Consider the following 16,902-nt stretch of genomic DNA (forward strand, 5'->3'; position numbering starts at 1 on the left):
CATGCTAGAGAGCATTAAAGAAAGTTTTACAGAAAGCATCCAAATCCAAATTGCAGCAGCAGAAGCATTACCAGATGCCATTACACACGCTGCTCAAGCGATGGTCTCCAGTTTACTTAACGGAAACAAAGTTCTCTGCTGTGGTAATGGAGGTTCTTCCTCTAATGCTCAGCAGTTCGTCTCTTGCTTGCTCAATAGATTTGAAACAGAACGCCCTAGCCTTCCTGCAATGGCTCTCACTGCTGATATAACAACCTTGACCGCTGTTGCTAATGATTACCATTACGAGCAGATTTTCTCTAAGCAAGTTCGTGCATTTGGTCAGGCTGGCGATATCTTGCTTGCTATCTCAACGAGTGGTAACAGTAAGAACATCATAAAAGCAATGGAAGCAGCAGTAACCCGAGATATGACGATCATTGCGTTAACCGGTAAAGATGGCGGTGAAATGGCTGGCTTACTTGGTGAGCATGATGTTGAAATTCGCATTCCATCTCACAGAACAGCAAGAATTCATGAGGTGCATATGGTGACGCTACATTGCTTATGCGATCTTATCGACCAAGTTCTATTCCCAGCCCACGAAGAGTAAATTAATGAAATTCTTACCAACGTTATGTTTGTCTGCTTTCCTGCTTACATCAACTGGGTGCGCAGGACTCTTTGTTGCTGGCGCAGCAACCACCGCCAATATTGTGACTGACACACGTACTACACAAGAAATCTGGTATGACAATAACGTTGAGTTTGAAGTAGCGGGACTTAGTAATAAAGTACCTTATCGTTCACAGGCTCGTATCATTGCCAGTTCATACAATGGTACCGTCGTTTTGATGGGACAAGCACAAAATGATGGGTTACTCGATCAATTTGTTCAACAAACACGACAACTTGAAGGCGTAAAGGATGTACATACGCAAGTTCGTATCAAACCGCCAATTACTCTCGGTGAGATTAGCCATGATAGTTGGATCACGACGAAAGTTAAGTCTGCATTGCTAGCAAATAAAGAATTGAATGGTGTGAAAGTAAAAGTGATTACTGAAGATAAAGAAGTATTTCTCTTTGGTTTAGTCACAGAACAACAAGCAAATATTGCGACAGACATTGCGAGAAACATTTCTGGTGTCAAACAAGTTATTAAAGCATTTCAGTACGATAGCTAAACCGCTTTCAATAGATAAATAAAAAGCAGCGCCTTAGCGCTGCTTTTTCTATTTTACGACTCGTAAACTAGGACGGCCACTTGGTCTTGGTGGCTCATCTTCAGGATGCGAATCTTCTTGCGCATCTGATTCTGAAGCCAAAGAAAGACCACTTGTTGCCATGTCTTCCTCTTCTAACCAAGCATCTGCATCCTCGATATCTGTCATGTAAGCCTCTTCTGGCTCAAACATAGTTCCTGCACCATTTTCACGGGCATAAATAGCTTGAACAGCATAGATAGGTACGATGACAGAATGAGGTCGACCACTAAAGCGTGCACTGAAGCTAACAGCCTCATTACCCAACTCTAAATTGCCAACCGCGCGAGGCGCAACATTCAAAATAATTTGACCGTCCTGCACAAATTCTTGTGGTACACGCACGCCAGGTAGCATTGCATCAACCACAAGATGTGGAGTCAAATCGTTGTCTACTAACCACTCGTAAAACGCACGTAATAGATACGGTCTACGAGCTGTCATTACAGAATTATCCATTACTTAACCATTAACGACTAAGACGCATCTCGCGTTCAGCTTCCGTTAACGAAGCAAGGAATGAATCACGTTCAAATACACGATTCATGTAGATCTTAAGTTCCTTAGAACCAGGACCTACTAGCTCGATGCCTAACTGAGGTAGACGCCATAGTAACGGAGCTAGGTAGCAATCAATCAAGCTGAATTCTTCGCTCATGAAGTATTCGTATTCAGCAAACACTGGACCTAGAGTCAGAAGATCATTGCGAAGCTTATTACGAGCAGCTTCAGCTTCTTCTACATTACCTTTAACTACTTTTTCTGCTAGCGAGTACCAGTTTCTCTCGATACGGTAAATCATCAAACGACTATTACCACGAGCTACTGGGTAAACCGGCATTAGCGGTGGATGAGGGAAACGCTCATCCAGGTACTCCATAATAATTTTAGAGTCGTAAAGTGCTAACTCGCGATCAACGAGCGTCGGAACTGATTTATAAGGATTAAGCTCAATCAGTTCAGCTGGTAGATTAACTTCATCTACGAGTTCAACTTCAACACTTACACCTTTCTCAGCCAACACAATACGTACCTGATGGCTATACATATCAGATGCACTTGAAAAAAGAGTCATCACAGAACGTTTATTGGCAGCTACAGCCATGGAGTCCTCCAGCACACTTACAGAAACAAAAAAAATAATGGAGGCTTAGCCTCCATTATGAACAATAAATTTTGGAATTAGCGCGGTATTATAGCATATTTAGTGCACATCACGCCAATACTCTTTCTTGAGAAGCACGACTACAATAGTAAAGATAACAAGGAAACCCATTACCCACCACCCTAATGTATGTCGTTCCAGTTTTACTGGGTCTCCAGAGTACTCTAAGAAGTTAACCAAATCACGAACTGCACTATCGTACTCTTCCGCATTTAGCTCACCTGTACCATTCGTTTCAATACCAACAACAACTTGTACATCTCCATTCTCAGTTGTCTGAGTTTCGTATACTGGCGTTGGGATCCCTTGTAACTCTTCCAGCACGTGAGGCATACCTACACTTGGGAATACAACGTTATTAACGCCAAACGGTCTTGACGGATCAGCGTAAAAAGAACGTAAGTAAGTATACAGCCAATCAGCACCACGAACACGAGCAACCAAAGTCAGATCTGGTGGTGGAGCACCAAACCATTTTGCCGCCATTGCATCTGGAATCGCATTTTCCATTAGGTCGCCAATTTTAGCATTTGAGTCAAAAATTAGATTTTCTTGCATCAAGTCTAGTGGAATACCAATATCCGTCGCGACACGTTCATAGCGTTGATACTGCGTTGAGTGACAAGCGAAGCAGTAATTCATAAATAGTTTCGCACCATTTTGCAGTGATGCCTGATCGCTCAAGTCATTGTTCGCCTTATCTAAGGGAACGTTGGCTCCAGCCGCCATCGCCAGAGATGGCAGCATGGCAAACAATACTAAAATCCATTTTTTCATTTGAATGTCACCCTCTCTGGTAATGGTTTCGTTGCTTCATTTTTGCTGTAGAAGAACAACAACACAAAGAACATGAAGTAACCCAAGCTAAAGATCTGCGCTAGCAATGTGTACAGCGCCGTTGCTGGCAACGCACCTAGAATACCCAATGCGACAAAGCAGATGGTGAACTGAATAATATTGAACAAATGGAACTTACTACGGTAACGATAAGAGCGAACTTTACAACGATCTAACCATGGTAGGACGAACAAAATAACAATCGAAGCGCCCATCGCGATAACGCCGAGTAGCTTATCAGGGACTGCACGCAATATGGCGTAGAATGGTGTGAAGTACCAAACAGGGGCAATATGCTCTGGTGTCTTCAACGGGTTCGCTGCTTCAAAGTTAGGTGGCTCAAGGAAGTAACCGCCCATCTCAGGGTTAAAAAACAAGACATAACAGAATAGGAATAAGAAACCAGCAACACCGACAAGATCTTTTACCGTACCGTATGGGTGGAATGGGACAGAATCAATAATGTCGTATTTCTTCGAATAGTAATCATGGAATTTGAACTGTGTTTTATAGTCATCTCCCATTTTACCTTTTGGCAGTTTAGTCTCGATACCATCCGGGTTATTTGAGCCAACTTCATGAAGAGCCAAAATATGTAATACGATCAGCAACAACAACACAATCGGTAGCGCGATAACATGTAATGCAAAGAAACGGTTAAGTGTCGCACCCGAAATAACGTAGTCACCACGAATCCATAGTGTTAGGTCATCACCTATCACAGGAATCGCACCAAATAGCGAAATAATTACCTGTGCCCCCCAGTAAGACATTTGTCCCCAAGGTAGCAAGTAGCCCATGAACGCTTCAGCCATCAGAACTAAGAAGATCAACATACCGAAGATCCATAGTAGCTCACGAGGTTTTTGGTACGAGCCATAAATTAGGCCGCGGAACATATGCAGATAAATCACAACGAAAAATGCCGAAGCACCCGTTGAGTGCATATAACGAAGTAGCCAACCATATTCCACATCACGCATGATGTATTCAACAGAGGCAAACGCTCCATCACCAGACGGAATATAATTCATTGTTAACCAAATACCAGTTAAGATTTGATTAACTAAAACCAGCATCGCTAACGAGCCAAAAAGATACCAAAAGTTAAAGTTCTTTGGCATCGGATACTCTGAAAGGTGCTTCTTATACGCATTCATTGCGGGTATGCGTTTTTCTACCCAATCAAGTAGACCTTGCATTATGCCTCCCCTTCTTCATCAATACCGATCATGATCTTGGTATCGCTTAAATACATGTGCTTTGGAACCACGAGGTTCAATGGCGCAGGCACTCCTTGGAATACACGTCCAGCCATATCAAATTTTGAACCATGACATGGACAAAAGAAGCCTGATTTAACCCCTTGAACTTGCTCATTAAAACTGTCAGGCAAGTAAGTTGGCGAACAACCAAGGTGGGTACATATGCCAACGGCGACGAAGTATTCTGGCTTAATCGAACGATAAGCGTTCTGGGCATAAGATGGTTGCTGGGCTTCGCCCGAACTCGGATCACGTAGATCGCCATCAAGGCTATTTAGGGTATCGACGATTGATTGGGCTCGGCGTACAACCCAAACAGGTTTGCCTCGCCATTCAACACGGACCATTTGTCCCTGTTCGAGTTTACTGATATCGACTTCCACCGGCGCACCGGCAGCTTTTGCTTTTTCACTTGGGTTCCAAGATTTTATAAACGGAACTGCTACCGCAGCTGCTCCTAGTCCGCCCACTACTGCTGTTGTGGCGGTTAAGAAACGTCTGCGTCCGTTATTTAAAGGCGCATTGCTCATCCAAACATTCTCCCATTTGCTTCTAATGGATTGTTAATATCCCTATCCAAAGAGCATGGCTAACAAAACACGAATTTAATTGTATTTATTTGATGGCAAATGATAAATAAAACCCTACTTTTTGACAAGATAAAGCCACTTTTTTGTAACATTTGTAAAGTCAAAGCGCCTATGAGGTCACAAAAGAAGAATTTGAGAAACAAAGGAGAGAGAGGAAGCAGATAAATCAAGATGTTGCTATGTGTAGAAAAACAAAAAGCCTGGCATATAGCCAGGCTTTGAATCCACACCCCAGTATAAAACTGGAAGCATCTCTTTTCGAAAAAAGATTAACGCTTAGAGAACTGTGGTTTGCGACGTGCTTTACGTAGACCAACTTTCTTACGTTCAACGCAACGAGCGTCACGAGTAACGTAGCCAGCTGCACGTAGAGCAGGACGGAATGACTCATCGTATTCCATTAGAGCGCGTGTGATACCGTGACGGATCGCACCAGCTTGACCAGAAATACCACCACCTTTAACAGTGATGTATAGGTCTAGTTTCTCAGTTAGTTCAACTAGCTCAAGAGGTTGTTTAACAACCATGCGAGAAGTTGGACGACCGAAGTATTCATCAAGGCTACGCTTGTTGATTACGATGTTGCCAGTACCCGGTTTGATAAAAACACGAGCAGCTGAGCTTTTGCGACGGCCAGTGCCGTAGTATTGATTCTCTGCCATTTCGAAATCCCCGATTAGATGTCTAGTACTTGTGGTTGTTGAGCAACATGGTTGTGCTCAGCACCAGCGTAAACTTTAAGCTTACGGTACATAGCACGGCCTAGAGGACCACGTGGCAACATACCTTTAACAGCAAGTTCAAGAACCATCTCTGGTTTCTTAACAATCAACTTTTCAAAAGTGATTGATTTAAGACCACCAGGGAACTCAGTATGACGGTAATACACTTTACCTTTAGCCTTGTTACCTGTTACAGCAACTTTCTCAGCGTTGATAACGATGATGTAATCACCAGTGTCAACGTGAGGAGTGTATTCAGCTTTGTGTTTGCCACGTAGGCGAGATGCAATTTCACTTGCTAGACGGCCAAGAGTTTTACCTTCAGCGTCTACAACATACCAGTCGCGTTTTACAGTTTCTGGTTTAGCAACGAAAGTTTTCATGCTAATAATAACCCGTTAATTAAATTTACACTTAAGGAGCATAGCTCCCACTGACTAAGAGCCCAGTCATCACCCCTTCGAGTGGATGGTTCTCTCGACTCGAATTTCCACAGAAATTGGTCTGCAGTAACGGTGGGTCGCAGGATTATAGAGAAGTGAGCTGAAAAAATCACCTTTTTTTTCGATTTAACGCACTCTTTTTCTATTCTTTTCTAAAATCACCCAAGTTCTCTACTTGAGTGACTTGATGATAAAGACCCAAACCACTTGAAGATACTATTAGGCTAAATGCTCACTCATAAGGTAATCATGACTTTGCATTTCAGTTAGTCGAGATTGGCAGCGTGCAAACTCAAACTCCAATTGGCCTGAAGTGTACAAATTTGGCAATGCGACTTGCGCTGAAATAATCAACTTCACATTACGCTCATAAAACTCATCCACTAACGCGATAAAGCGTCTCGCAGCATCATCTAGGCTTCCGCCCATTTGAGCAACATCAGCTAAGAGCACAGTATGATAAATCTTAGAGATCTCTATATAGTCATTTTGGCTTCGAGCGGTTTGACAAAGCTGAGAGAAAGTTGCGAATAAAACCCCATCCGATGCCTTAACGACGGCTATATCTCGATGATTAATTTCTATCTCGGTCTGCGTTACCTTTTCATCGCCCACCAATTGCGTGTAATAGCGATGCAAGTTGATATTGGCTTGTTCATCTAATGGGTAGTGATAAATTTCAGCTTGCTCAAGTGTTCGTAAACGATAGTCAACGCCACTGTCGACATTCATAACGAGGCAGTTTTTTTCTATTAATTCAATTGCAGGCAAAAAGCGGGCTCTTTGTAAGCCATTACGATAAAGATCGTGAGGGGGAATATTGGATGTCGCCACCAATATCACGCCGCGAGAGAATAGCTCTTGGAACAACGTACCTAAAATCATCGCATCAGTAATATCCGACACAAAAAACTCATCAAAGCAAATAATCTCAGCTTCTTGCTTAAACTTATCCGCTACTTTTTCTAACGGATCTTCCACTTCACCTAGCGCCTTAAGTTCATCATGAACTCTATGCATAAAACGGTGAAAGTGAACTCGCATTTTCTTTTCTGTTGGTAGCGTTTGAAAAAAAAGATCCATCAAATAGGTTTTACCACGCCCTACTCCACCCCAAAAATACAAACCCTGTGGTGGTTCTGGTGGTAAGGGAGCTTTGACAAAAAGCTTTTTCCAACCGATAACTTCTTGAGTCGGTGTATTTATATAGTCGACAAATTCTCGATAAAGTCTATCAAGAGCATAAACGGCTTCATATTGAGCATCATCTTTTTGAAACCCATTATGCTTAATATCTCGTTGGTATATTTCTAAAGGAGTCATCGTTCCATTGCCCACCAGAGAAGAGACAAAACTGCTATGCAGAGCACACGCATTTTTCTTTATTGGTTAAGGTTCTCATAGTACCATGTCATTTGAACATGTGTAACCACCTAGTAAACAACATGTTAAATCAAACATAAAGGAGCGAATATGCCTTGGATTTATGCCCTAGTTGGCGTACTTGTTGGTGCTGTTTTAGGAATCGTTATCTCGCGCATTACTACTCCGGGATACAAAAAACAGAAAACCATCCAAAAAGACTTAGAAACGGCAAAGTTTGAGCTAGAGCAACAAAAACAAGATCTTGCCGATCACTTTGCACAATCAGCTGAAATGCTTGATTCAATTGGCAGAGAGTACACAAAGCTTTATCAACACATGACGAAAACGTCAAAAGAGCTACTGCCAAATATTCCTGAACAGGATAATCCATTTACTAAAAAAGTGGCTGAGCAGGCAAATAGCGAAAAAGTCAGTGACAGCGCAAAAGCGGAAACGCCATTAGATGAAGCTCCAAAAGACTATGCATCCGGCGCAACAGGTTTACTGCGTGAACAAACAAAAGAAATCCTCAATACTGATGAGGTAGTCACTTCAAAAGCATCGTAAAAACGCTTTGCTTTCATTTGTTAGTGAACTTTGCATAGGTTTTTGAGTCATAACTCCCATAAGTGCTCATTGTCTTGTTATTTTTCAAATGAATAATAGACATTGAGCATTCGCTTAAATAGGAGTTATTTGATGAAAAAACCTTTGCTTGCTTTAACTGTCCTTTCTTTGGCATTAACCTCTGTCATTACCCCACAAACGACTTTCGCAGCACTTCCTTTTTCTATTGATGGCGAACAGCTTCCTAGCCTTGCACCCATGCTTGAACGCGTCACGCCCGCTGTGGTTAGTATTGCCGTAGAAGGTACTCAAGTTTCTACGCAGCATATTCCAGAACAATTCCGCTTTTTCTTCGGTCCAAACTTTCCATCCGAGCAAGTCCAAGAACGACCATTTAGAGGCTTAGGGTCTGGCGTCATCATTGATGCCCAAAAAGGCTATATTGTCACCAACTACCATGTTATCAACGGCGCTGAAAAAATTCGCGTCAAGTTGCATGACAGCCGTGAGTATGATGCAGAACTAATTGGTGGCGATGAGATGTCTGACATTGCGCTACTTAAACTAGAAAAAGCAAAAAACCTTGTTGAAATTAAGGTTGCTGATTCAGATAAACTTCGAGTGGGCGATTTTACCGTTGCCATCGGCAATCCTTTTGGTCTAGGTCAAACCGTCACATCAGGTATCGTTTCGGCTTTAGGTCGAAGTGGCTTAAATATCGAAAACTTTGAAAACTTCATCCAAACTGATGCTGCTATCAACTCAGGAAACTCTGGTGGTGCTCTCGTCAATCTAAATGGTGAGCTTATCGGTATCAACACTGCCATTCTTGGTCCTAACGGCGGCAACGTCGGTATTGGTTTCTCTATACCATCAAATATGATGAATAATTTAACTGAACAAATTCTTCAATTTGGCGAAGTTAAGCGAGGAATGCTCGGCGTTCAAGGTGGTGAAGTCACCTCAGAACTAGCAGAAGCTCTAGGCTATGAATCAAGTAAAGGTGCATTTGTTAGTCAAGTTGTTCCTGACAGCGCCGCAGACAAAGCCGGGTTGAAAGCGGGAGATATTATCCTCTCTATCAATGGTAAACAAATCCATACGTTCAGTGAGCTTCGCGCTAAAGTTGCCACACTCGGTGCTGGTAAAAAAATCACACTCGGTGTGATTCGAGATGGAAAAGAGAAATCATTTAATGTCACCCTTGGTGAACAAAAAAATGCCAAGACCACAGCCGATAAATTGCATGAGGGCTTATCTGGTGCAGAGCTAAGTAATACGGCATCAAGTGATAAAGTAGAGGGTGTGAAAGTCACTGCGATTGAAAAAGGTTCAATCGCAGAATCTTATCAATTGCAAAAAGGCGACATCATTATTGGTGTTAACCGTCAGCGAATTAAAAATTTAGCCGACTTAAGACAAGTGTTAGATAAAAAACCAAGTGTACTTGCGCTTAATATTCAACGAGGCGATCGCACTTTATACTTAGTGGTTCGCTAATCCTGTGAGGTAAGCTCCCCAAAAAGGACAGCGCTCAATATCGCTGTCCTTTTGTTATTTAGTCATCTAATGCTATTCTACGGCTCTACAGCGTTTGGTAAGTTAATGATTTTGACTGGGGAAAATATGCTCAATTTTTGGTTGCGTTCGATAGGCCTTGGCCTTGCGACCGCTTTAATTTTATTACTTGCCGTCCCATCTTTACGTTCAAATATTATTCCTCAAAGCATTTCTATCACGGACGATGATATTGGCCCTCTACCTGTTTCCTTTAATAGCGCAGTTAGAAAAGCCGCCCCTGCTGTCGTCAATATTTATAGCCGTCAATATTCAGAGAACGACCGCTCTAAACTTTCAACTCAAGGTTTAGGCTCTGGCGTCATTGTGAGTGAAAAAGGCTATATTATTACCAACTACCATGTCGTCGCTCAGGCCGACCAAATCATAGTTGCCTTGCAAGATGGCCGTGTTGCTGCCGCTCAACTCGTTGGTAAAGACCGTAGAACTGATATTGCCATTTTACGAGTGGAGGGGACGAACCTTCCTGTCATACCATTAAATCAGCAATACTCGCCAAAAGTAGGCGATGTGGTTCTTGCTATCGGTAACCCCTATAATCTTGGCCAAACGACGACCTTTGGTATTATTTCCGCAACTGGTCGCTCATCAATTAGTGCCGATGGTCGCCAAGCTTTTATCCAAACCGATGCCGCAATTAACCAAGGCAATTCCGGTGGTGCATTAGTCAATACTCGTGGCGAGCTTGTGGGTATCAACACCGCTTCTTTTCAACAAGCTACCGACTTAGAAACTTATGGTATCTCTTTTGCTATTCCTTATCGTTTAGCCAATAAGATCATGGAAAAAATCATTGCCGATGGCAGAGTGATTAGAGGTTACATCGGCATCGATGGACAAGATATAACTTCGGTCACCGCACGGTTACTAGGGAATAAGCACCTTGGTGGTATTGTGGTACTTGGTGTTGATCCTAATGGTCCAGCAGCCGACTCTGGGTTTGAAGCTCAAGACATCATCTTGAAAATTAATGGGCAGAAAATAAATGGACGACAAAGCGTCATGGACATCGTCACTGACTTGCGCCCAGGAACGGTTGTTGATGTTTTAATTCTTCGTAAAGGTGTCGAAAAAAATCTTTCTGTGACCATAGAAGAAGATGGCCGTCAGTAATTAAGTGGCAGTTATATATAACGATAAACCCATGTTGTTCAACCTACGTTAATCAACCTAGGATGATTCAACACTGACACGATTAGTCGTTTCTCATCGAGCATAGCTTTGAGCAGACAAGCTTTAATCAGCATGAATCAAAAAAATCCCAGCCTAGGCTGGGATTTTCATATCAAGAATTTATGCTCGACTATTCAGCGTCGATGATTGAGGAATCTGCTGATTCAATCTCAATTCGTGTAACTCGCTGCAAACCGCGAGGCAATAAACCACCACGGCGACCTCGTTCACCTCGGAAGTTTTCAAGATCAGCTGGTTTTAGACCAAGTTTACGCTTACCCGCATACAAGGTAACGGTACACCCTTGAGGTAAGGCCATTAGATGAGAAACAAACTCTTCTCTATCTTTCGCCTTAGCTCCAGGGATATTAATGATCTTGTTACCTTTACCTTTACCTAATTGAGGCAAATCACGGATTGGGAACAACAACATTCGACCTTGATTAGTGATAGCTAGTATTTCATCGCTGTCTAAGTTACCAATTGTTTGTGGTGTGAGAACCTGTGAGTTTTGCGGCAAACTCACTAGAGCTTTACCACTACGGTTCTTCGATAACAAGTCACTACCTTTACATACAAAGCCATAACCTGCATCAGAACCAACAAGCCAAAGTTGCTGCTCTTCACCCATAACAACATGTCGAATACTTGTACCTGGATTTACATTCAAGCGCCCGGTAATCGGTTCACCTTGACTGCGAGCAGATGGCAACGAGTGTGATTCAAGTGAATAGCTTCGCCCATCACTGCCGATGAACACCGCTGGCTGGTTGCTCTTACCTCGAGCATTCGCTAGATAACTATCGCCTGATTTATAGCTTAAACTTTCTGGATCAACCTCATGCCCTTTCGCATGACGAATCCAACCTTTCTCAGACAGAACAACTGTAATCGCTTCGCTAGGGATGAGGTCACGTTCAGTTAACGCTTTCGCTTCAGCGCGCTCAACCAAAGGAGAACGGCGATCATCGCCATATTTCTCAGCATCAGCTTTGATTTCTTTTTTCAACAGTGTATTTAAACGACGCTCAGAGCCTAATAACTGCTCTAACTTCTCACGCTCTTTCTCAAGTTCTTCTTGCTCACCACGAATCTTAAATTCTTCTAACTTAGCCAAGTTGCGAAGTTTGATATCTAGGATCGCATCAGCCTGAATATCAGAAACACCAAAACGAGCCATCAGTACCGATTTTGGCTCATCTTCTGTACGGATGATTTCAATAACTTCATCAAGGTTTAGATAAGCGACTAACAAACCTTCCAAGATGTGTAAACGAGCCATGACTTTATCAAGGCGGTACTGCAAACGGCGACGAACCGTTGTACGACGGAATTCAATCCACTCAGAAAGAATCTGAACCAAGCCTTTAACTTGCGGACGATTATCCAAACCAATCATATTCAAGTTTACACGGAAGCTTTTCTCAAGATCCGTTGATGCAAACAGGTGGTTCATCAATTGGTCGCAGTCAATACGATTTGAACGCGGCACGATAACAATACGTGTCGGGTTTTCATGATCCGATTCATCACGAAGATCTTCTACCATTGGTAGTTTCTTCGCGCGCATCTGGTTAGCAATTTGCTCTAATAGCTTAGCACCTGAAACCTGATGAGGAAGAGCGGTAATAACAATATCAGAGCTCTCTTTGTGCCAAACAGCACGCATCTTGATACTGCCTCGCCCGGTACGGTAAATCTTTTCGATTTCCGCTTGTGGAGAGGTAATTTCAGCTTCAGTCGGATAGTCTGGACCTTTCACAAATTGCATAACATCCGACAATTCTGCCGTTGGGTTATCAATAAGATGAACCGTAGCTTCCGCCACTTCACGAACGTTATGTGGTGGAATATCCGTAGCCATACCAACCGCAATACCTGTGATACCGTTTAACAAGATATGCGGTAGACGCGCTGGCAACATTTGCGGCTCTTTCATTGTGCCGTCAAAGTTTGGTTGCCATTCAACCGTACCTAAACCAAGTTCGCCAAGCAGGACTTCTGCAAACTTAGACAGTTTTGCCTCGGTATAACGCATTGCAGCAAATGATTTCGGATCATCAGGAGCACCCCAGTTACCTTGACCATCCACTAACGGATAGCGGTACGAGAATGGCTGAGCCATTAACACCATCGCTTCATAACACGCTGAGTCGCCATGTGGGTGATATTTACCCAATACGTCACCAACGGTACGTGCTGATTTTTTATATTTTGCTGATGCCGATAACCCCAGTTCTGACATCGCATAAATAATACGGCGCTGAACGGGTTTTAAACCATCACCAATATAAGGTAATGCACGATCCATAATCACGTACATTGAATAGTTTAGATAAGCGTCTTCGGTGAACTTGCGCATAGGCAACTGTTCAACGCCATCATATGTAATTTCTGTGGACATTCGTTAAACCTCTGCCATATCACCGTTGCTTTGTAGCCAAGCACGGCGGTCATCCGCACGTTTCTTGCCCAATAGCATATCCATCATTTCCATCGTCGCTTCATCGTCATCTATGGTTAGCTGAACTAAGCGACGAGTATTCGGATCCATGGTCGTTTCACGTAATTGAAGAGGGTTCATCTCACCCAGACCTTTAAATCGTTGTACGTTGATTTTGGCTTTCTTCTTACTTAGACGTTCTAAAATACCATCTTTCTCATCGTCATCTAGGGCATAGAAAACTTCTTTACCACAGTCGATACGATAAAGTGGCGGCATGGCAACATAGATATGCCCCGCTTCAACCAATGAACGGAAATGACGTGTAAATAGTGCACACAACAAGGTTGCGATATGCAAACCATCCGAGTCCGCATCGGCAAGAATACATATTTTTCCGTAGCGCAAACCATCAAGGTCATCACTATCAGGATCAATACCTAACGCAACAGAAATATCATGAACTTCTTGAGATGCCAGAACCTGGTCCGCAGCGACTTCCCAAGTGTTTAAGATTTTACCGCGCAGTGGCATGACAGCTTGGAACTCACGATCACGAGCTTGTTTTGCTGAACCACCTGCCGAGTCACCCTCGACAAAGAAGATTTCGGTTCGACTCAAGTCTTGTACTGAACAGTCTGTCAATTTACCCGGTAAAGCTGGGCCTGATGCGATTTTTTTACGCACTACTTTCTTGCTTGCACGCATACGACGATGGGCGTTAGCAATACAGACTTCGGCAAGTTGTTCCGCTAATTGCGGTTTTTCATTTAGCCATAAGCTAAAGACATCTTTAACTACACCAGAAACAAACGCGGCTGTCTGACGAGATGATAAACGCTCTTTAGTTTGCCCCGCAAATTGTGGGTCCTGCATCTTCACTGATAGCACGTAAGAACAACGGTCAAAGACATCATCACCCGTCAACTTAACACCACGAGGAAGCAAATTACGGAATTCACAGAACTCACGCATAGCATCCAACAAGCCTTGGCGTAAGCCGTTAACGTGCGTACCACCTTGAGCGGTTGGAATTAGGTTCACATAACTTTCAGTGATCATTTCGCCGCCCTCAGGCTGCCAAATAATCGCCCATGTAGCGGCTTCAGTTTCTGCTGTGAATTCCCCTGTAAATGGTACATCAGGTAATAAGGTGTAACCTTTCACCCCTTCTGCAAGATAATCTTTCAGACCATCTTCGTAGTACCATTCATAATCTTTGCCATTTACTTTGTCTGAAAACGAAATATTCAAACCAGGACAAAGCACCGCCTTAGCACGCAAGTTATTAACAAGGCGAGTGACCGAGAAATTACCAGAGTCAAAATAAGATGTATCTGGCCAAAAATGTACGCTTGTACCGCGATTACGACGACCACATGTCCCCGTTACCGTCAATTCTTCAACCTTATTGCCGTGTTCAAATGCCATTTCGTACACTTGACCATCACGACGTACCGTCACTTCAACGCGCTTAGATAGGGCGTTGACTACAGAGATACCTACCCCGTGCAAACCACCGGAGAATTGGTAGTTTTTGTTGGAGAACTTACCACCAGCATGTAGCTTACAAAAGATAAGCTCCACACCTGAAATTTTTTCTATCGGGTGAATGTCCACTGGCATACCACGACCATCATCAATAACTTCAAGTGATTGATCGGCGTGAAGGATGACTTGCACCTTCGAAGCATGCCCAGCGAGCGCCTCATCGACACTGTTGTCGATGACTTCTTGACCTAAGTGGTTAGGTCGCGCTGTATCCGTATACATCCCAGGACGGCGACGTACCGGCTCCAGACCATTAAGAACCTCAATGGCTCCTGCATTATATTGTTCAGTCATAATACGGAATTTCGTTTTAGAATTAGTTAGGTTACTTTGCAGGCAGCTTATGAAAGTTTTTATGATTCAGGCTAAAAAACGAGCCAAATGTTGAATCGGTGAGCGTTTAATTACTGCAAAAGTATAGATGGAACATAGTCTGGAAGAGACCTGTTTATGTCAAGCGACATCAGTGAGTATCAGGTAAATTTATGACTCTTCTCATGACACTCATAAATCAAGTGATCATTTATTGACGACTACATCATGAAACTGAATGGCAAACGAAACTATAGTTCAAGAAACTCAACGATCAATTCAGGGTACCGTTCAAAATCAATGAAACTGTGGTCCCCGCCTTGCTCTACGGTTTGTTTTGCCAATTGGAACTTTTCAACGGCTTGGCGATAATCAAGCACTTCATCTTCGGTTTGTTGTAGCAACCAAAAATCTGTTGCTTGCTTTAAGTTCACTACGTCGAGAGCTTTAAGCTCATCAATATGATGTGGCTCTAATACATAGTGTTGAAACGTGTAAGGGTTTTCTTGCGGACCAAGATAGTCGACTAACAGCTCATAGGGCTTTACTGCTGGGTTAACTAACACTGCTTTAAACCCGAACTGATCATTTAGCCATGTCGACATATAGCCTCCAAGAGAACTACCGACTAAGCCAATTTTATAATCATCTCGATATTGCTCAACTAAAGCGAGCAAACACTCCGCAGCTTGTTGCGGAAAGCTTGGAAGTTGTGGAACGACTACCTTGATATCCGAGCGATACTCTTCACAATATTGCTTCATCACATTCGCCTTATGGGAAAGTGGAGAGCTGTTGAAACCATGAATATATAAGAGTAAAGAAGGTTTCATTTAATAACCTGCTGAATTGAAATCCGGTTGAAACTGTCCATCACTTAAACGATGAACTTGCGTCTCAAATGTGCCATCCGAATGCAACGTAAGTTCACGCCACCCCGGAGAGAGGTTATCTAAAGCAAAGTCATCACTGTTTGGCTTAAACTGCACACAAGTTGAGGGAGTCGCAATAACGGTCGTATGGCCACGCTTCACCTGCATATCTTGATGTACATGACCACACAAAACCGCACTTACATTATTGTGCTTTTCTATCACATTCCAAAAATTCTCAGCATCTTTCAACGTGTGTTGATCTAACCAAGCACTGCCGACAAGTAATGGATGATGATGAAGAAGAACGATAGTATTTCGGTTTGAATGCTCACTTAATTTATTGTCTAACAAAGTTAATTGTTGATCACTCATTCTACCATGAGGGACTCCGACAACTTGAGAATCCAATAAAATCATTTGCCAATGATCACCCAGCAACACATGTTCATGTGGCTGAATTTGCTCAGATGGCATAACAGAACCCATGCTAGGCTTAAAGTCATGGTTTCCTGGTAACCAGAAACACGGCTTCTCAAGAGGACGAATACCTTGCTCGAAACGTTGATATGAAAAGGCACTGTGGTCTTGAGAAATATCACCAGTCGCCACAATAGCATCAAAGTGATCGCCACTTTCAACAATCTTATCAACCACCGCACGAAAACTATCGTGGGTATTTACGCTCAACAAAGTACCATCCGCTGGTTCAAACAGATGGGTATCGGTGATCTGTAATAGCGTAATACTGTTAGTGTCTGGTGAACTAGACATG

The 16,902-nt window shown here is 42.9% G+C and carries 17 protein-coding genes; 5 read left to right on the forward strand and 12 right to left on the reverse strand.

Going from position 1 to position 16,902, the window contains the following annotated elements; translation table 11 throughout:
* The first annotated feature begins 1 nt into the window (after position 1).
* Positions 2 to 592 carry a phosphoheptose isomerase gene (locus DZ860_RS04630; RefSeq protein ID WP_120029752.1) on the forward strand — a complete coding sequence of 197 codons (591 nt, stop codon included), beginning with the start codon at positions 2 to 4 and terminating at the stop codon, positions 590 to 592.
* 4 nt (positions 593 to 596) lie between these two features.
* Complete coding sequence (locus tag DZ860_RS04635; RefSeq protein WP_120029753.1) at positions 597 to 1,166, forward strand: BON domain-containing protein; 570 nt, start codon at positions 597 to 599, stop codon at positions 1,164 to 1,166.
* A 48-nt stretch (positions 1,167 to 1,214) separates the two neighbouring features.
* On the opposite strand, the gene sspB is transcribed toward DZ860_RS04635, so the two are convergent.
* The 8 genes from sspB to zapE form a co-directional block, all read right to left on the reverse strand.
* Positions 1,215 to 1,703, reverse strand: a complete 489-nt coding sequence (gene sspB / locus DZ860_RS04640; protein ID WP_120029754.1) for a ClpXP protease specificity-enhancing factor — start codon at positions 1,701 to 1,703, stop codon at positions 1,215 to 1,217.
* Positions 1,704 to 1,713: 10 nt separating this feature from the next.
* A complete protein-coding gene (gene sspA, locus DZ860_RS04645) occupies positions 1,714 to 2,349 on the reverse strand; it encodes a stringent starvation protein SspA (protein WP_120029755.1) in 636 nt (211 codons plus the stop codon).
* Positions 2,350 to 2,448: 99 nt separating this feature from the next.
* On the reverse strand, positions 2,449 to 3,186 hold the full coding sequence (locus DZ860_RS04650) for a cytochrome c1 (RefSeq protein WP_120029756.1): 738 nt from the start codon (positions 3,184 to 3,186) through the stop codon (positions 2,449 to 2,451).
* A complete protein-coding gene (locus DZ860_RS04655) occupies positions 3,183 to 4,448 on the reverse strand; it encodes a cytochrome b (protein ID WP_120029757.1) in 1,266 nt (421 codons plus the stop codon). The genes DZ860_RS04650 and DZ860_RS04655 overlap by 4 nt, the downstream gene beginning before the upstream one ends.
* Entirely contained in the window at positions 4,448 to 5,041 is a 594-nt protein-coding gene (gene petA, locus DZ860_RS04660; RefSeq protein ID WP_120029758.1) for a ubiquinol-cytochrome c reductase iron-sulfur subunit, read from the reverse strand. The genes DZ860_RS04655 and petA overlap by 1 nt, the downstream gene beginning before the upstream one ends.
* A 329-nt stretch (positions 5,042 to 5,370) precedes the next feature.
* Complete coding sequence (rpsI, locus tag DZ860_RS04665) at positions 5,371 to 5,763, reverse strand: 30S ribosomal protein S9 (RefSeq protein WP_120029759.1); 393 nt, start codon at positions 5,761 to 5,763, stop codon at positions 5,371 to 5,373.
* 14 nt (positions 5,764 to 5,777) lie between these two features.
* On the reverse strand, positions 5,778 to 6,206 hold the full coding sequence (rplM, locus tag DZ860_RS04670; protein ID WP_120029760.1) for a 50S ribosomal protein L13: 429 nt from the start codon (positions 6,204 to 6,206) through the stop codon (positions 5,778 to 5,780).
* 279 nt (positions 6,207 to 6,485) lie between these two features.
* Positions 6,486 to 7,589: a cell division protein ZapE gene (gene zapE / locus DZ860_RS04675; RefSeq protein ID WP_120029761.1), complete on the reverse strand. Its 1,104-nt coding sequence runs from the start codon at positions 7,587 to 7,589 to the stop codon at positions 6,486 to 6,488.
* Positions 7,590 to 7,739: 150 nt separating this feature from the next.
* On the opposite strand from zapE, the gene zapG reads away from it, so the two are divergent.
* The 3 genes from zapG to degS all read left to right on the forward strand — a co-directional run bounded on the left by zapG (position 7,740) and on the right by degS (position 10,889).
* The gene (gene zapG, locus DZ860_RS04680; RefSeq protein ID WP_120029762.1) at positions 7,740 to 8,198 is read left to right on the forward strand and encodes a Z-ring associated protein ZapG; all 459 of its coding nucleotides are present in this window, start codon (positions 7,740 to 7,742) and stop codon (positions 8,196 to 8,198) included.
* A 132-nt stretch (positions 8,199 to 8,330) separates the two neighbouring features.
* Complete coding sequence (locus tag DZ860_RS04685) at positions 8,331 to 9,698, forward strand: Do family serine endopeptidase (RefSeq protein WP_120029763.1); 1,368 nt, start codon at positions 8,331 to 8,333, stop codon at positions 9,696 to 9,698.
* A 126-nt stretch (positions 9,699 to 9,824) separates the two neighbouring features.
* Positions 9,825 to 10,889, forward strand: a complete 1,065-nt coding sequence (gene degS, locus DZ860_RS04690) for an outer membrane-stress sensor serine endopeptidase DegS (protein WP_120029838.1) — start codon at positions 9,825 to 9,827, stop codon at positions 10,887 to 10,889.
* A gap of 190 nt (positions 10,890 to 11,079) precedes the next feature.
* Here degS and parC read toward each other — a convergent pair whose 3' ends face one another.
* From parC to cpdA, 4 genes are all read right to left on the reverse strand, one after another.
* Complete coding sequence (parC, locus tag DZ860_RS04695; protein ID WP_120029764.1) at positions 11,080 to 13,353, reverse strand: DNA topoisomerase IV subunit A; 2,274 nt, start codon at positions 13,351 to 13,353, stop codon at positions 11,080 to 11,082.
* Between the two features lie 3 nt (positions 13,354 to 13,356).
* Positions 13,357 to 15,237, reverse strand: a complete 1,881-nt coding sequence (gene parE / locus DZ860_RS04700) for a DNA topoisomerase IV subunit B (protein ID WP_120029765.1) — start codon at positions 15,235 to 15,237, stop codon at positions 13,357 to 13,359.
* Between the two features lie 269 nt (positions 15,238 to 15,506).
* The gene (gene yqiA / locus DZ860_RS04705) at positions 15,507 to 16,088 is read right to left on the reverse strand and encodes an esterase YqiA (protein WP_120029766.1); all 582 of its coding nucleotides are present in this window, start codon (positions 16,086 to 16,088) and stop codon (positions 15,507 to 15,509) included.
* The gene (gene cpdA, locus DZ860_RS04710; RefSeq protein ID WP_439333095.1) at positions 16,089 to 16,901 is read right to left on the reverse strand and encodes a 3',5'-cyclic-AMP phosphodiesterase; all 813 of its coding nucleotides are present in this window, start codon (positions 16,899 to 16,901) and stop codon (positions 16,089 to 16,091) included. It abuts the gene before it with no gap.
* Between the last annotated feature and the right edge of the window lies 1 nt (position 16,902).

This window comes from Vibrio sinensis (assembly GCF_003605645.1).
Taxonomy (GTDB): domain Bacteria; phylum Pseudomonadota; class Gammaproteobacteria; order Enterobacterales; family Vibrionaceae; genus Vibrio; species Vibrio sinensis.

Coding starts and splice junctions, on each gene's coding strand:
- sspB (WP_120029754.1), bottom strand. CDS start 1,703: ATGGATAATTCTGTAATGACAGCTCGTAGACCGTATCTATTACGTGCG.
- rpsI (WP_120029759.1), bottom strand. CDS start 5,763: ATGGCAGAGAATCAATACTACGGCACTGGCCGTCGCAAAAGCTCAGCT.
- DZ860_RS04650 (WP_120029756.1), bottom strand. CDS start 3,186: ATGAAAAAATGGATTTTAGTATTGTTTGCCATGCTGCCATCTCTGGCG.
- sspA (WP_120029755.1), bottom strand. CDS start 2,349: ATGGCTGTAGCTGCCAATAAACGTTCTGTGATGACTCTTTTTTCAAGT.
- DZ860_RS04685 (WP_120029763.1), top strand. CDS start 8,331: ATGAAAAAACCTTTGCTTGCTTTAACTGTCCTTTCTTTGGCATTAACC.
- zapG (WP_120029762.1), top strand. CDS start 7,740: ATGCCTTGGATTTATGCCCTAGTTGGCGTACTTGTTGGTGCTGTTTTA.
- DZ860_RS04635 (WP_120029753.1), top strand. CDS start 597: ATGAAATTCTTACCAACGTTATGTTTGTCTGCTTTCCTGCTTACATCA.
- DZ860_RS04630 (WP_120029752.1), top strand. CDS start 2: ATGCTAGAGAGCATTAAAGAAAGTTTTACAGAAAGCATCCAAATCCAA.
- zapE (WP_120029761.1), bottom strand. CDS start 7,589: ATGACTCCTTTAGAAATATACCAACGAGATATTAAGCATAATGGGTTT.
- cpdA (WP_439333095.1), bottom strand. CDS start 16,901: ATGTCTAGTTCACCAGACACTAACAGTATTACGCTATTACAGATCACC.
- DZ860_RS04655 (WP_120029757.1), bottom strand. CDS start 4,448: ATGCAAGGTCTACTTGATTGGGTAGAAAAACGCATACCCGCAATGAAT.
- petA (WP_120029758.1), bottom strand. CDS start 5,041: ATGAGCAATGCGCCTTTAAATAACGGACGCAGACGTTTCTTAACCGCC.
- yqiA (WP_120029766.1), bottom strand. CDS start 16,088: ATGAAACCTTCTTTACTCTTATATATTCATGGTTTCAACAGCTCTCCA.
- parE (WP_120029765.1), bottom strand. CDS start 15,237: ATGACTGAACAATATAATGCAGGAGCCATTGAGGTTCTTAATGGTCTG.
- rplM (WP_120029760.1), bottom strand. CDS start 6,206: ATGAAAACTTTCGTTGCTAAACCAGAAACTGTAAAACGCGACTGGTAT.
- degS (WP_120029838.1), top strand. CDS start 9,825: ATGCTCAATTTTTGGTTGCGTTCGATAGGCCTTGGCCTTGCGACCGCT.
- parC (WP_120029764.1), bottom strand. CDS start 13,353: ATGTCCACAGAAATTACATATGATGGCGTTGAACAGTTGCCTATGCGC.